Annotated in this window: 13 protein-coding genes and 1 tRNA gene; 5 read left to right on the forward strand and 9 right to left on the reverse strand. The window is 70.4% G+C overall.

Annotated elements, in window-relative coordinates:
• Nucleotides 1–33 precede the first annotated feature (33 nt).
• The 4 genes from BIU91_RS07745 to BIU91_RS07760 all read right to left on the reverse strand — a co-directional run bounded on the left by BIU91_RS07745 (nt 34) and on the right by BIU91_RS07760 (nt 3,816).
• The gene (locus BIU91_RS07745; RefSeq protein WP_071404920.1) at nt 34–1,080 is read right to left on the reverse strand and encodes an NAD(P)-dependent alcohol dehydrogenase; all 1,047 of its coding nucleotides are present in this window, start codon (nt 1,078–1,080) and stop codon (nt 34–36) included.
• A 226-nt stretch (nt 1,081–1,306) separates the two neighbouring features.
• Nucleotides 1,307–2,386 (reverse strand): glycerate kinase, encoded by a 1,080-nt coding sequence (locus tag BIU91_RS07750; protein WP_071404921.1) that lies wholly within the window; start codon nt 2,384–2,386, stop codon nt 1,307–1,309.
• Between the two features lie 194 nt (nt 2,387–2,580).
• Complete coding sequence (locus tag BIU91_RS07755; protein ID WP_071404922.1) at nt 2,581–3,723, reverse strand: FAD-dependent oxidoreductase; 1,143 nt, start codon at nt 3,721–3,723, stop codon at nt 2,581–2,583.
• 22 nt (nt 3,724–3,745) lie between these two features.
• Nucleotides 3,746–3,816: transfer RNA gene (locus tag BIU91_RS07760), tRNA-Gly, on the reverse strand.
• A gap of 195 nt (nt 3,817–4,011) precedes the next feature.
• Here BIU91_RS07760 and BIU91_RS07765 point away from each other — a divergent pair.
• The gene (locus BIU91_RS07765; protein ID WP_071404923.1) at nt 4,012–5,121 is read left to right on the forward strand and encodes a DUF6177 family protein; all 1,110 of its coding nucleotides are present in this window, start codon (nt 4,012–4,014) and stop codon (nt 5,119–5,121) included.
• A 40-nt stretch (nt 5,122–5,161) separates the two neighbouring features.
• Nucleotides 5,162–5,458 carry a hypothetical protein gene (locus BIU91_RS07770; RefSeq protein ID WP_139196596.1) on the forward strand — a complete coding sequence of 99 codons (297 nt, stop codon included), beginning with the start codon at nt 5,162–5,164 and terminating at the stop codon, nt 5,456–5,458.
• A gap of 36 nt (nt 5,459–5,494) precedes the next feature.
• Here the strand turns inward: BIU91_RS07770 and BIU91_RS07775 are convergent, their stop codons facing one another.
• Nucleotides 5,495–7,540, reverse strand: a complete 2,046-nt coding sequence (locus tag BIU91_RS07775; RefSeq protein ID WP_071404924.1) for a cytochrome c oxidase assembly protein — start codon at nt 7,538–7,540, stop codon at nt 5,495–5,497.
• A gap of 52 nt (nt 7,541–7,592) precedes the next feature.
• On the reverse strand, nt 7,593–8,684 hold the full coding sequence (locus BIU91_RS07780) for a GNAT family N-acetyltransferase (RefSeq protein WP_071404925.1): 1,092 nt from the start codon (nt 8,682–8,684) through the stop codon (nt 7,593–7,595).
• Nucleotides 8,685–8,767: 83 nt separating this feature from the next.
• Here BIU91_RS07780 and dcd point away from each other — a divergent pair, with 83 nt between their 5' ends.
• The 3 genes from dcd (at nt 8,768) to BIU91_RS07795 (ending at nt 10,307) form a co-directional block, all read left to right on the forward strand.
• Nucleotides 8,768–9,355 (forward strand): dCTP deaminase, encoded by a 588-nt coding sequence (dcd, locus tag BIU91_RS07785; RefSeq protein WP_071404926.1) that lies wholly within the window; start codon nt 8,768–8,770, stop codon nt 9,353–9,355.
• A gap of 92 nt (nt 9,356–9,447) precedes the next feature.
• On the forward strand, nt 9,448–9,963 hold the full coding sequence (locus tag BIU91_RS07790; protein WP_071404927.1) for a helix-turn-helix domain-containing protein: 516 nt from the start codon (nt 9,448–9,450) through the stop codon (nt 9,961–9,963).
• Entirely contained in the window at nt 9,960–10,307 is a 348-nt protein-coding gene (locus BIU91_RS07795) for a HepT-like ribonuclease domain-containing protein (RefSeq protein ID WP_084740843.1), read from the forward strand. The genes BIU91_RS07790 and BIU91_RS07795 overlap by 4 nt, the downstream gene beginning before the upstream one ends.
• Before the next feature lie 177 nt (nt 10,308–10,484).
• Here the strand turns inward: BIU91_RS07795 and BIU91_RS07800 are convergent, their stop codons facing one another.
• The 3 genes from BIU91_RS07800 to mmsA all read right to left on the reverse strand — a co-directional run bounded on the left by BIU91_RS07800 (nt 10,485) and on the right by mmsA (nt 14,463).
• Nucleotides 10,485–11,588, reverse strand: a complete 1,104-nt coding sequence (locus tag BIU91_RS07800; RefSeq protein ID WP_071404928.1) for a sugar-binding protein — start codon at nt 11,586–11,588, stop codon at nt 10,485–10,487.
• A gap of 62 nt (nt 11,589–11,650) precedes the next feature.
• On the reverse strand, nt 11,651–12,943 hold the full coding sequence (mmsB, locus tag BIU91_RS07805; protein WP_071404929.1) for a multiple monosaccharide ABC transporter permease: 1,293 nt from the start codon (nt 12,941–12,943) through the stop codon (nt 11,651–11,653).
• A complete protein-coding gene (gene mmsA, locus BIU91_RS07810; RefSeq protein WP_171907801.1) occupies nt 12,940–14,463 on the reverse strand; it encodes a multiple monosaccharide ABC transporter ATP-binding protein in 1,524 nt (507 codons plus the stop codon). The genes mmsB and mmsA overlap by 4 nt, the downstream gene beginning before the upstream one ends.
• Nucleotides 14,464–15,066: the final 603 nt, after the last annotated feature.

Consider the following 15,066-nt stretch of genomic DNA (forward strand, 5'->3'; position numbering starts at 1 on the left):
GCAACGGGCCTCCCGTCTGTCAGGTGGTGACGACTACGCCAGCGTGGCCGCGTCGATCACGAAGCGGTAGCGGACGTCCGAGGACAGCACGCGCTCGTAGGCCTCGTTGATCTGGTCGGCGCTGATGAGCTCGGTCTCCGGGAGGATCCCGTGCTCGGCGCAGAAGTCGAGCATCTCCTGGGTCTCCTGGATGCCGCCGATGGCGGAACCAGCCCAGCTGAGCCGACGCGGGATGAGCGCGAAGGCCGGCACCTCGAGCGGCTCGGACGGAGCACCCACGTTGACGAGCGTGCCGTCGACCTTGAGCAGGCCGAGGTAGGCGCCCATCGGGATCTTCGCCGAGACGGTGTTGATGATGAGCTCGAAGGAGTTCGCGAGCTTCTCGAACGTCTCCGGGTCCTTCGTCGCGTAGTGGGCCTTCGCGCCGTAGCGGAGCGAGTCCTCCTGCTTGGAGGTGGTCTGCGACAGGACGGTGACCTCGGCTCCGAGCGCGACGGCGATCTTGACGGCCATGTGGCCGAGCCCGCCCATGCCGACGACGGCGACCTTGGTGCCGGGGCCGGCGTTCCAGTGGTGCAGCGGCGAGTAGGTGGTGATGCCGGCGCAGAGCAGCGGCGCGACCTTCTCGATGTCGAGCGACTCGGGGACACGGAGGACGAAGTCCTCGTTCACCACGACGGCCTGCGAGTAGCCGCCCTGGGTGATCGAGCCGTCGGCCGGGTCGACGCTGGCGTAGGTGCCGATGTTGCCCTTGAGGCAGTACTGCTCCTGGCCGGCGACGCAGTTCTCGCACTCGCCGCACGAGTTCACCATGCAGCCGACGCCGACGCGGTCGCCGACCTTGTGCTTGGTGACGTTCTCGCCGACCTCGGTGACGTGGCCGACGATCTCGTGGCCGACGACCTGCGGGTACTGGATGGGGCCCCACTCACCGCGGACGGTGTGGATGTCCGAGTGGCAGATGCCGGCGTAGGCGATGTCGATCGCGACGTCGTCCGGGCCGACGTCCCGACGGGTGATGGTGGTCTTGACGAGCGGCTCGGTCGCTGACGGTGCCGCGTACGCGTTGACGGTGCGCAATGATCTCCTCGTGGGGGTGGTGCGTTGCGGGCCGGTTCCGGCCCGGAACCAGTGTGCGCGCAGCCGCGGCCGGGTGGGAGGTACAACCAGGACACCCCTGTGCCAGCGGATGGGCGCGTCGCGGCGGCTGCGCGGCGCGTCGGCGCGGGCACTGCGCCGCCACGGTACTGCGCCGCCGCGGTGCTCGCGTCGGTGATCGCGGCGGTGCTCGCGGCGTTCTGCTCGCTCAGGCGAGCCGGGCCAACCGCTGCCCGGCGATCGTGGCGAAGCGCAGCGGGTCGGCGAGGGCGTCGTCGGGCTCGCCGGTGGTCTGCGTCGCGAGCACGGTGAGCGACGCGGCGGCGGCGTAGTCGTCGAGCGGGGCCTCGATCGCGCCGGCGACGAGCATCGAGCGGGCTCCGGGAGCGTGCGCCGCGGTCAGGTCGCGGACCACCGAGGGCACCTTGCCGACGGCGCTCTGCCCGTCGAAGCGCCCTTCGCCGCTGATCACGACGTCGGCCCCGTTCGCTCCACCGGCCCCGTTCACGTTGCACCCCTCGAGCAGCCCCGGCAGCCCGAGGACCTCGGCGACGGCCGCGGCCCCACCGGCGAGCGTGGCGCCCCACACCAGCAGGCCGAACCCGACACCGCCAGCGGCTCCGGCGCCCGGGGTGTCCGGGTCGACGTCGGGGAACCGCGCGGCCCAGGTGGCGAGCCGGTCGTCGAAGGACCCCACACGGTCGGGCGTGATGCCCTTCTGCGGGCCGAAGACGGCGGCGGCACCGGTCGGACCGAGCAGCGGAGAGGTCACGTCGGTGAGCACGGTGACGCCGAGCGGGGGGAGTGCTCGGAGGCCGTCGGTGCCGGCTCCGTCGCTGTCGAGTCCGAGCGCCTCGAGCACCGGACGCCCGCCGTCGGTGGACGCGCTGCCCCCGATGCCGAGCACGAGCCCCGTGGCACCGGCATCGAGCGCGGCGGCGATCGCCTCGCCGAACCCGCGGCTCGTCGCCGTGTCCGGCATCGGTGCGTCGAGCAGGGGGAGGCCGCTCGTCGCCGCGAGTTCCACCACCGCGCGGCCGTCGGGCAGCCGCAGCCAGTGGGTGTCGACCGGTGTCCCGGCCGGCCCGGTCACGGTGACGGGGACCCGGACGGCTCCGGGGACGGCGGTCTCGAAGGCGTCGAGCGTGCCCTCGCCGCCGTCGGCCATCGGGACGAGGACCACGTCGTCGTCGGGGCGTTCGGTCAGCCAGCCGGCACGGACCGCCGCAGCGATCGATGCCGCCGTCGCGGTGCCCTTGAACGAGTCCGGAGCCACGATGATGCGCACGGCTCCCACCGTAGTGGCCGGTCGCGAGACGCCGGCGTGCGTGCGAGACGCCGGCGTGTGCGCGTGTGTGAGACACCGGTGTGTGCGCAGGACGCCTCGTTGTCCGCGAGACGCCTCCGGATTCGGCGGCGTCTCGACGACATGACGGCGTCGAACGAACACGCCGGCGTCTCGCGAACGACCGCGCGCTGGCGTCAGAGCGGGGGCGCGGCGACCGGCTCCGGCAGGGCGAAACGCGGGTGCGGCACGCCGCCCATGGCGAGGTCCGCGAGCATCTCGCCAAGCAGCGGCGCGAACTTGAAGCCGTGCCCGGAGAACCCCGTTGCCACGGTCAGCGGCCCGACCCGGTCGATGACGAAGTCCTCGTCGGGGGAGTTGTCGTACAGACAGCTGATGAACGTCGGCTTCGTCCCGTCGACCCCCGGCACGTACCGCGCGACGTACGCCTGCAGTCGCTCGGCCTCGGCCGGCACGGGAGTGAAGTCCCGGTGGTCCGGGTCGACGACCGGCCCGGTGCCGTGGAACCCGACCTTGACGCCCTCGCCCGGCGTCAGCAGCCCGTACACGTCGTCGCCGTCGGCCCAGTGCACGAAGCTCGGCCAGGCCTCGTCCGGCAGGTGGCTGGGGAAGTGGGCCGGCTGCTCCTGGGTGACGCGGATGGCCGGGAGGCCCGCCCCGCGTCCGGCGAGCAGCTCGCCGACCAGCGCGGGGGCCCACGAGCCCACCGCGGCCACCACGGACGCGGTACGGACCGCGCTGCCGTCGGACAGCGTCGCGGTGACGTCGTCACCGTGGTCCTCGAGCCCGGTGACCCGGGTGTCGAACCGCAGGTCGGCGAGACCGGTCGCTTCGGCCAGCGTGAGGAACACCTCGATCGTCCGGTCGGAGCGGATGCGCCCGGCCGAGGGATGGGTCAGCACGTGCCCCTCGAACGCGATGCCGGGCCAACGTGCTGCCGCCTGGTCCGGCGTGAGCGACTCGTGCGGGATGTCCGCGTCGGCGAGGGCCGCGGCGATCGCGTCGACGACCTCGGGTCGACCGTGGTCGACGGCACCCGTGCGGACGATGAGCTCTTCGCCGGCAGCGGCCTCGAGCGCTTCCCACAGCGCCAGTGCGCGGGTGGTCAGCGCGACGTACTCCGGGTCGGCGTAGCCCTGCCGGAAGATCCGGGTTGCACCGTGCGAGGAACCGAGGTGGTGGCCGCGAGCGTGCTGTTCCACGAGCAGGACGCGCTCGCCGCGGGCGGTGAGGGCGTACGCGGTCGCGGCGCCGACGACTCCGGCACCGATGACGACCACGGGTGCGATGGGTTCGGGGGAACCGGAGGAGGAGGACATGCGGCGAGCGTACGTCCGACGGAGCGAGTGACGGGAATCGAACCCGCGCTACCAGCTTGGGAAGCTGGAGTTCTACCATTGAACTACACTCGCGCGCCCCGCAGAACGGGACTCGGCAAGCCTAGCGGATTCTCGCCTGGAAGCCAGCCGACCGCGCACCGTACGCCGTCTCGCGGGCGCGTGTCGCGCCTCCCGAGTCTCCGCTGTGAGGGTGGGCGCCTGACGGACAGGTGTCGCCCCCGTGTGTACCGTCCAGGGAGTTCCAGCCCCGAACCGAGGAGGACCCGGATGGTCAGGCATCCCCTCATCGACGACGTGGTCGGCTCGGCGATCGTGGTCGAGTCCGCCTCGCCCGTCGTGTGGCTGACGGACGCGCTCGCCTCGCTGCTCCGTCGGTCGGCGGACGCCGGACGGACGGTCGTGCTCCGCACCGGCCGGGCCGCGGCGATCACCCCGGCACTCCGGCACGCGCTCGGCGCGTACGGCGCCGCGTGGGCGGTGTCCGACTTCGACGGCACGCTGCGTGACGGCCGGACCGGCGTCGCCGCATCGGACATCGAGGACTTCGTGCACCGCGGCCCCGAACTCGTGGGCACCCCGTCGCCCGAGCACCCCGTCTCGGCCGACTCGGTGCGGCAGATCAGCATCGACCTGACCCTCCGCCACCACCCCGGCCGCGCGGTCGACATGGGCTCCGCGATCGAGGCGCTGTGCCACACGGTCGGCACCTGCCCGACCCGGTGGGGCACCGCCGAACCGCTCACCGTGCCGTGGGACCGCTGGGTCGTCACGCAGTACGCGAAGCACGAGGCGCCCGGCATCTCGACCTCGTACGCCGTCGGTGAGGGCTTCTCGGCGACGATGACCGCGCACCTGGTCGGCGGAGTCGTCGTCGAGACGATGTCCGCCGTGCTCACCGTGCCCGAGGAGAACACCGACCCGGGCCTGGCGAACCGGATGTTCGACGCCGTGCAGCGGGTCGCCGACCAGGTCGTCCCCGTGTTCGGCGTGGTCATGCAGCGCCGCGGCGACGCAGACCACCTGGTGCGGGCCGTCTCGCACGGCGAACCGTCGCCGCTCGCCGTCGTGGTGGGCCCCGAGGCCGCCGGATTCCTGGACCGCGACGGCGTCTGGCCGCCACCGCGCACCACGACCGCGACCTTCGCAGCCGGCTCCGGCTCGGCCGCCCGTCCGGATGCCGACGCGGCTGACGACGGCGGCATGATCGTCCGCTTCGAGGACGGCTGGGAAGCGCTCGAGTCGTTCCTCGACCGCATCGACGAGGACCGCTTCCTGCAGCTGGTCGGCGGCGCACCGCTCGACCCCGCGCACGACGAGGGCACGCTCGACGGCCACGTCCGCGACGACCGGATGGTGGGCGGTCAGGGTGCCGCGTGACGTCACCATCCTCTGCCGCCAGCCGGTGGAGACGCGCGAGGTGGCGGAGGCGCTCCTGCTGCACGACGAGACCTGGGGTGTCCGGGCGCTCGACGACGGCCCGATGATGCAGGTCTGCCGGGACGCCACCCACCCGGTGATCACCGTGCTCGGCGTGCGGCGGGTGGACTCCTTCGACGAGGTCGAGCGGATCCTGCCGGACGCCCCGACCCTGGCGACACCGCTGTGGTGGGTCGACACCGTGACCCCCGCCGGCCCCGACGGGGAATCGGGGATCTCGGCCGCGCTCGAGGCCGCGATGGACCTGGACGCGGTCTGCATCGTCCACGGGGACTGACCGGGGCGGCGCCCGCCGTGTGACCGGTGCTGCGGGTCAGTCCCGCTTGCTCATCGCCGCCAGGCGCTCGTTGTAGGCCTTCAGGTCGGCGTCACCGTCGCGGTCGGCCTTGCGGTCGAGGCGCTTCGCGTCGCGCTTGTCCGAGCGCATCCAGTTCCGGACGACGAGCAGGGCCACGAACACCATCGGGAGCTCCGACGCCCCCCAGGCGATGCCGCCGCCGGTGTGCTGGTCGTCGAGCAGTGCGGCGTCGTTGGTCTGGCCAAGCGCGTGGAACCAGTCGATCGCGAACACCGACTGCGACGTCATGACCGCGACGCCGAAGAACGCGTGGAACGCCAGGGTGGCCAGCAGGGTGATGATGAGCATCGGGTACGGCGGGCGCTGGGGGCCCGGGTCGACACCGACGAAGACCCAGAAGAACAGGTAGCCGCTCAGGACGAAGTGGATGATCATCGCGACGTGCCACTCGTGCGACTGCATCGCGGCCTGGTACGCCGGCGTGAAGTAGAACACCACGAGGGACCCGGCGAAGATGATCCCCGCGACGGCGGGCTTGCCGAGGAACTGCATCCAACGGGAGTGCACGAAGAGCATGAGCCACTCGCGGGCGCCGCGTGAGCCGTCGTTCCGGACCGGCAGGGTGCGGAGCGCGAGCAGCACCGGGCCGCCGAGCACGAGCGGCAGCGGGACGAACATCATCAGCAGCATGTGCTGGAGCATGTGCGACGAGAAGTGGATCATGCCGTACACGGCAGGGCCGGCCGACGTGGTCCAGATGAACAGGGCGCAGCCGATCAGCCAGGCGATGGTGCGCCCGACGGGCCAGGCGTCGCCGCGCTTCCGGAGCTTGCGCACCGCCAGCAGGTACCAGACGGCCCCGACGACGGCCAGGCCGAGCCACACCCAGTCGATGTGCCACTGGGTCAGGTACGTCTGCGTGGTCTGTGCCGGCGGGAACGGGAACCCGATCAGGCCGGAGCGGGTGTCCTCGCCCGTCGCCGGGGTCTGCGGGATCGGCGGCTGCGAGCGGGACACGGCGACCGAGACACCGATGGCCACGGCCATGAACACGATCTCGGCCAGGGCGAACCGGGTGAACAGGCGTCGGTCGAGCGGCGCGCGGAGGAGCCCGGGCACGAGCTTCCGGCGCTGCACGATCCCCGCGATGCCGAGCAGCACGAGGATGAGCGCCTTGACGGTGATGAGCCAGCCGTACGTGGTCGTGAACAGGTCGAGCGGGCCGGTCAGACGCAGCGACGCGTTGACGATGCCGGAGAACGCCACGGCCCCGAACGACCAGCCGGCGAGCGTCGAGTACCGGGCGATCACGCGTCCGGTCGCGCCCTTGGTGCGGGTGCGGAGCAGGACCACGGCGACCAGGCCACCGGCCCACACGCACACCCCGACCAGGTGGATCGCGAGCGAGTTCACCGCGTTCGCGTGCTCGAGCGACCCGGCCGCGTGGCCGGACAGGGCCAGGGGGAGCAGGGCGAACAGGCCGATCACGGTGGCGAACGCCAGGGTCGTCACCCGGGTGGCGAAGGCGGCGACCACCGTGGCGACGAGGATCGCGGCTGCCGACACCACGAGCGCCTGGCCGATCTCGACCTGGAACGCGAAGAGCATGAAGTTGCGGGCGAACACCGGGCTGGTGAGCGGGACACCGAGGGTGTTCGCGCCGGTCAGGACGATGCTCACCGCGGCGGCCAGGAACCAGACGGCGCCGGTCGCTGCAGCCCACCGGGTCGCGCGGTGCTGCACGCTGGACAGGGCACCGTGGTCCTTCTTCTGCGCGGGCAGCGCGAAGGCGGCGACGATGAGGAGCCCGATGGTCAGCGCCGCCATCGTGTCGTGCACGACGCGGGCGATCGGCAGGCCGTACTCGACGACCTCGCCGGCGGACACCAGCTGCTGACTCGCGCTGAAGGCACCGGTGATCGTCAGCCCGAGGATCGAGCACGCGACGGCCAGCGGGATCGCGATGACGAGGACCGTCGCGACGGTGGACGAGCGCCCGGTGGTGGGGGCGGCGTCCGGCGCTGACCCCGTGGGCTGGGTTTCGGGTGACGTGACGGTCATGACCGTCCAATCGTAGGCGTGTCGGCTGGACGGCGGCCCCTCGGATGCGCGCTCAGACCCGCCGTTCCCAGATGCCCTCGCAGCCGACGCCGACGAACCCGACGGCCTCGTTCACGTCGAGCATGTGGCGGTTCTCCTCCGCGTTGAACGTGACGACCGAGAGACGCCCCGGGAACCGCCGCTCGAGCTCCTGGATCCCGACGACCTTGAGCAGCCAGCCGAGCCGGTGGCCGCGGTGCTCGCGGAGCACCAGGGTGTCCCACTGCTGTGCCGGCCGTGCGGGGTCGTCCGGCACGGACAGCTGCGTGAAACCGGCCAGGGTGGTATTCGGCACGTGCTCGACGGCCACGGTGAGCAGGGTGCGCGGTGCCCGGGCGAGCTCGTCCTCGTGCTCCCGGAGTCGTTCGGCGGTCCAGACGTCCTCGGGCTCCTCCATGTCCCCGGCGGGCGCGTCGGTGCTCATCCGGGTCTCGAGCAGGGCGATGCCGTCGAGCCACTGCTCCGGCGTGCGACCGGTCCAGGCGTGCACGCGGTACTCCGGCCCGGCGGCAGCAGACGCCCGCTCGTGCAGTCCGCGCACCACGGACGCGTCGGCGGGCAGCGGGAGCCGGCTGATCCGGTTCACCTGGCCGAAGTGCCAGCCGCGGGCGGTCAGGAACCGCACCCCGGCCTCGTCCTCCGGGGCGGCGCCGAACCCCGTCGGGGCCTGCACGTACCCGGGACCGGACGCGGGCCCGACCTGCCGCGAGACGGCGTACGTCTTCCACTGCGTGCGGCCGTCGGCGCGGGCCATCGACTCCAGGTGGTCGGCGAGCAGCGTTCCGACACCGCGGCGCTGGTGCTCGGGGTCGACGCCGACCGACAGCCAGCAGTTGGTGGTGCCGGGCTCCTGCCTCGTGTCGTACGAGCCCGCACCGACGACGGTGCTGCGGTCGTCTCGGGCGACGACGAGCCGGCTCGGGGCGCCCGGCTCGCGGCACAGCGGCAGGTACTCCTCCGGTGTCCAGGCCAACTCGTGCAGCCCGTGCACGGCGGCTTCGGCGCCGTCGGACACCGCGAGCCACTCGGCGAAGGTCGCGACGGTCGCCGGGTCGTCGTCCATGGTGGCGGGCACCGTGATCTCGTCGACGGTGTACGTGGTCATCGCTGCTCCGAACGCCGCCGGCCCGAGCGGTGGGCAGCCTGGCAGCATACCGGCGCGACGCCCGCTGCCGCTAGGCTTCGTCCGTGCTGCTCTCCGACCGCGACATCACCGCCCAGCTTGCTGCAGGCCGGATCGGCCTCGACCCGTACGACGCCTCGCTCGTGCAGCCGTCGAGCATCGACGTCCGGCTCGACAAGTTCTTCCGGCTGTTCGACAACCACAAGTACCCGCACATCGATCCCGCGGTGGACCAGCCCGACCTGACCCGCCTGGTCGAGACCGACCCGGACGAGGCGTTCGTGCTGCACCCGGGCGAGTTCGTCCTCGGCTCCACGTTCGAGGTCGTGACGCTGCCCGACGACATCGCCGCTCGGCTCGAGGGCAAGAGCTCGCTCGGCCGTCTCGGCCTCCTGACCCACTCGACCGCGGGCTTCATCGACCCCGGGTTCTCCGGGCACGTGACGCTCGAGCTGTCGAACGTCGCGACGCTGCCGATCAAGCTGTGGCCGGGGATGAAGATCGGGCAGCTCTGCTTCTTCCAGCTGTCGAGCCCGGCCGAGAAGCCCTACGGTTCCGCCGAGTACCAGTCGCGGTACCAGGGTCAGCGTGGCCCGACCGCGTCCCGCTCGGCGCAGAACTTCCACCGGGCGGACGTCTCCGACCCGCGCTGACGAGCGCCGGACCGTCCCGTTCCGTCCGGCCATGCACAGACCCGTCGGTTCCGCCAGCAGACGAAATGTCGCATGCTGTGTATCGTTGCAGCATGTCCGCTGTTCCCCCACGGTCCGCCCCGCCACTGTCGGCCGCGGTGCTCATCCGCGACGCCCGTGAACGCGCCGAACTGACCCAGGTCCAGCTCGCCCAGCGCGCCGGCGTCACGCAGAGCGTCATCAGCACGTACGAGAACGGTCGGCGCGAACCGTCGCTCGCAGCCCTGCAGCGGATGCTCCGTGCGGCGGGCTTCACGACGACGATCGACCTGCAGCCGGTCGAGGAACCCCCGCCGCTCCTCGAACGCGTGGTCGCAGCCCGGCAGGACCTCATCGAGATCGTGCAGCGGTTCGGCGGGCGGAACCCCCGGATCTTCGGCAGCGTCGCGCGGGGTGACGACGGCCCGGACAGTGACGTCGACCTGATGGTCGACGTCGACGCGGGGCTCGGCATCTTCGCGCTGATGCGCATCCAGGACGCCGCCGAACGGTTGCTCGGAGTCCGCGTCGACGTCGTCGACGCCGCGGGCATGCGCCCCGGGGTCGTCCGGACCGCGGTGCCGCTGTGAGTGGGCAGCCCGGCATCCGCCGTGCCGTCGCCGACCGCCTCGACGACGTCATCCGGGCGTGCGAGGCGATCCGGCGCTACATCGACGACGAGCGGGTGCCCGAGGACCTGGTGCACGACGCGGTCCGGATGCGCCTGGTCGAGATCGGTGAGGCGGTCCGGGTGCTCCCCGCCGGGGTCACCGCGAGCGAGCCCGGCATCCCGTGGTCGCGCGTGTCCGACCTGGGGGAGCGGCTGACCCGGCGGTACTTCGACACGACGCGTGCGCTGGTGTTCGGCACCGCCCGCACCGACGTGCCGCACCTCGCCGACGCCGCGCGCCGGTTGCGCGCTGCCCACCCCTGACGGACGCGGGCGCGGACCGGACGCGGCCACGTGCCCTGGGCGGACCACACGGCGGACTGGAGGCAGGGAGCACGACGTGCGCCGAGCCTCCCGTCCGCCGTGTGGCCGGCCTCAGGACAACGCAGGACGGCCCCGTCTCGCCGAGGCGAGACGGGGCCGTCCGTGGTGCTGGGGAGATCAGCCCTTCTTGGCGAGCTCCTCGAGGGTGTCGTTGCCCTTGTAGGCCTCGACGGCGTTGTCCTTGGTGACGAGGACCGGCGTGAGCTCGATCGCGGGGACCGTCTTCTTGCCGTTGTAGTTGTTCGTCTTGTCCATCTTCGTGTCGGGCTTGTCGCCCTTCGACAGCGTGGAGACGAGGTCGACGGCCGCCTGGGCCTCCTTCGACGTGTCCTTGAAGATCGTCGAGTACTGCGTGCCCTTCATGATGAGCGGGATGGACGCGGTCTCCGAGTCCTGGCCCGTCACGACGGGGTTGTCCTTGCCGGCGGCCTTGGTCGCGGTGAGGATCGCACGGGCGAGGGTGTCGTTCGGCGACAGGACGCCGTCGAGCTCGGTGTCACCCGTGTAGTACTGCGAGAGCAGGTCGGTCATGCGCGACTGGGCCTTCTGCGCGAGCCAGCCCTGCGTGACGACCTTCTGGAACGTGGTCTGACCGGAGACGACCTTGATCGTGCCGTCGTCGATCTTCGGCTGCAGGACGTCCATCGCACCGTTGAAGAACACGGTCGCGTTGGCGTCGTCCGGCGAACCGGCGAAGAGCTCGACGTTGTACGGCTTGTCGCCCTTCTTCTCCTCGAGGCCCTTGAGCAGCGCCTCGGCCTGGAGCTGGCCGACCTTGAAGTTGTTGAACGCCACGTAGTAGTCGACGTTCTTCGTGTTCAGGATGTTGCGGTCCCAGGCGATGACGACGGCGCCACGGTCCTTGGCGGACTTGACCTGCGCGGTCAGCTGCGAACCGTCGGCGGCACCGATGATGACGGCCTTGGCGCCCTTGGTGATCATGCCCGAGATCTGCGACTGCTGGTCGGGGACCGGGTTGCCGGCGTTGGCGTACTGGATGTCGGCCTTGAAGCCGGCGTCCTCGATCGACTTCTTGAACGCGGCACCCGCGAGGACCCAGTTCTGCGAGGTCTTGGCCGGCAGGGCGACGCCGATGAGGTCGCCCTTCTTGATGCTGCTGGTGCTGCCGGCGTCGTCGGACGAGCCGCGTGCCGAGCAGCCGCTGAGGGCGAGGCCCGCGATGAGCGCCAGGCTGAGGCCGGCGACGATCTTCTTGCGCATGTGAGTGCTTTCTCTTCGTTGAGGAGGTGTGGGGCCGGAGCCCCGCTGTGGGGAGGGGTGGACTAGGGGAGGGTGATCTTGTCCGGCTGGTCCTCGATGGACCGCGGCTGCTGGGCGGCCACCGTGTTCTGCTCGGTGTCCTTCCGCTGGAACTGCCGCATCATGCCGCCGATCAGCGACGGGCGTCCCTGCGACTTCGAGTAGACGTCGAAGGCGACGGCGACGAGCAGGACCAGGCCGCGGATGATCTGCACCTGGTTGGACTCGAGGCCCATGAGCTGCAGACCGTTCGACAGCAGCGCCATCACGAGACCACCGATGATCGAGCCGGAGATCGTGCCGACACCACCGGCGACCGCCGCGCCACCGACGAACACGGCGGCGATCGCGTCGAGCTCCCAGCCGGTGCCGTCCGCGGGGCCCGAGGCGCCGGAGTAGGCGACGAACACCATGCCGGCGATCGCGGCGAGGACCGACATGTTCATCATGACGAAGAAGTTGACCCGCCGCGCCGAGACGCCGGACAGGACGGCTGCGTTGGCGTTGCCACCGACGGCGTAGACCTGGCGACCGAAGATCGTGTTCTTCGTGACGAAGCCGTAGACGATGGTCAGGATGCCGAGGATGATCGCGACGATCGGGACCGAGGTGCCGACCGGACCGGCGCCGAACAGGTACGTGGCGACGAGCGTGACGGCGACCAGGATGCCGGTGCGGACGATCGAGACCCACAGCGGCGGGACCTCGGCCTGCATCTTCCGACGGCGGGCACGGCCACGGGCCTCGATGATGATGAGCGCGAGGATCGTGACGAGGCCGATGAGCAGCGTGCCGTTGCTGAAGCCGAAGTCGGGGCCGAAGTCACCGAGGAAGCCGGCGCCGATCGGGGTGAAGGCGTCCGGGACGGGGACCGACGTCGAGTTGCCGATGATCTGGTTCACACCACGGAAGATGAGCTGACCGGCCAGCGTCACGATGAAGGCCGGGACCTTCACGAACGCGACCCAGAAGCCCTGCCACGCGCCGATCAGGGCACCGCACGCGAGACCCAGGATGATGGCTGCCCACACCGGGAAGTCCCACACGGCCATGGACTGCGCCACGACGATGCCGACGACCGCTGCGACCGACCCCACCGACAGGTCGATGTGCCCCGCGATGATGACCATGACCATGCCGAGCGCCAGGATCAGGATGTAGGAGTACTGCAGGAACAGGTTGATGACGTTGGTCGGCTCGAGGATGAGCCCGTTCGTCGTGATCGAGAAGAAGATCAGCAGCACGATGAGGGCGATGATCATGCCGTACTGGCCGATGCTGTTGCCCTTGCCGAAGAGCAGTTTCAGGTTGTTCATGAGGCGGTGGCGCCCTTCCGCGCGGAGGTCATGCTGCGCATGAGCGATTCGGGATCGGCCTGGTCGGCCGGGAGGTCAGCGGTGATCTGGCCCTCGAAGATGGTGTAGATCCGGTCGGAGAGACCGAGGAGTTCGGGGAGCTCGGACGAGATGAGGATGATGCCCTTCCCCTCGGCGGCGAGCTGCTGGATGATCCCGTAGATCTCGAACTTGGCACCCACGTCGATGCCGCGGGTGGGCTCGTCGAGGATCAGGATGTCCGGGTCGGTGAACATCCACTTGGACAGGACGACCTTCTGCTGGTTGCCACCAGAGAGCTTGCCGACGTTGTCCTCGACGCTCGGCACCTTCGTACGGAGCATCTTGCGGTACTTCTCGGCGACCGAGTACTCCTCGAGCGAGTCGACGACACCGGCCTTCGAGATCTTCTTCAGGTCGGCGGCGACCGTCGAGCGCTTCACGGTGTCGAGCAGGTTCAGGCCGAGCGCCTTGCGGTCCTCGGAGACGTAGCCGATGCCGTTCTCGATCGCCTGCTGGACGTTCGTGACCTTGATCTCGCGGCCGTCCTTGATGATCTGGCCGTCGAGCCAGGTGCCGTACGAGCGACCGAACAGGCTCATCGCCAGCTCGGTGCGTCCGGCGCCCATCAGGCCGGCGAAGCCGACGATCTCACCGCGGCGGACGTGGAAGTTCGAGGCCTTGCAGACCAGACGCGACGAGTCGATCGGGTGCTGCACGGTCCAGTTGCGGACCTCGAAGAAGGTCTCGCCGATCTTCGGGGTGCGGTCGGGGAAGCGCGACTCGAGCGAGCGGCCGACCATGCCGCGGATGATGCGGTCCTCGTTGACGCCGTCCGCCTTGACGTTGAGCGTCTCGATGGCCTTGCCGTCGCGGATGATCGTGATCTCGTCGGCGATCTGCTCGATCTCGTTGAGCTTGTGGCTGATGATGATGCTCGCGATGCCCTTGGCCTTCAGCCCGACGATCAGGTCGAGCAGGTGCTGCGAGTCGTTCTCGTTGAGCGCGGCGGTCGGCTCGTCGAGGATCAGGAGCTTGACGTCCTTGTGCAGGGCCTTCGCGATCTCGACGAGCTGCTGCTTGCCGACACCGAGGTTCTTGATCTGCGTGTCCGGGTCGTCGGCCAGGCCGACGCGGGCGAGCAGATCCTGCGCACGCAGCTGCGCGGCGGTCCAGTCGATGCGCCCGAAGCGGCCCGGCTCGTTGCCGAGGAACAGGTTCTCGGTGATCGAGAGCTCCGGGATGAGCGCCAGCTCCTGGTGGATGATGACGATGCCGGCCTGCTCGGACTGCTTGATGTTCGAGAAGCGGACTTCTTCGCCCTCGTAGACGATCTCGCCGCTGTAGGTGCCGTACGGGTAGACGCCCGACAGGACCTTCATCAGGGTCGACTTGCCGGCGCCGTTCTCGCCGCAGATCGCGTGGATCTCGCCGGCGCGGACGCTGAGGGAGACGTCGGCCAGCGCCTTCACACCAGGGAACTCCTTGGTGATCGAGCGCATCTCGAGGATCGTCTCGGGTGCGGTGATCGACCGGGTCTCGAGGCCGGTGTCGATCGGGGTTGACGCCACAGTGCATCTCCTTCTGCCGCTTCGGTGCGGCAGTGTGTTCGGGTGGTTCTGCTGCGGCAGCGAAAGCACAGGGGGCCTGTGTGGACTTCGTTGTCGCGTCCGGATCCGGCTCGGTGTGACGCTCATGTGAACGGTCACATCGGCTGGACGGAGGCAATTTACGCACAGCCTCGGTGTGGCTGTCAATTCGGATTGGTCGCGTTTTCGTAACGGCGTGCGTGATCCGGAGGGAACGTCCCCCGGGTTGGGGCCAGGGGGCTCGGGAGCGGGCGTTTCGTTGCGCGAATCCGCATGCGCGGCCGGGAGGCCCGTGGCGGGCCCGCCACGGGCCTCCCGTCCGCTTCGTGGTCGCGTCCGGAGCCGCGCTCGCCTCGTCGGAGCGGGCTTGGCTGGTGCTTCCGGGCGTCCCTGGTCGGAAGTTCGTGGCAGGTACGCCCGTTTGTGGCAGGTACTCCGGGGCGGCCGGGTGGTTCCGGGCGTACCCAGTCGTTCCGGGCGTACCTCGTTGGAAGTTCGTGGCAGGTATGCCCGTTC

Origin of the sequence: Curtobacterium sp. MMLR14_002 (genome assembly GCF_001864975.1) — a bacterium.
Classification (GTDB): Bacteria; Actinomycetota; Actinomycetes; order Actinomycetales; family Microbacteriaceae; genus Curtobacterium; species Curtobacterium flaccumfaciens.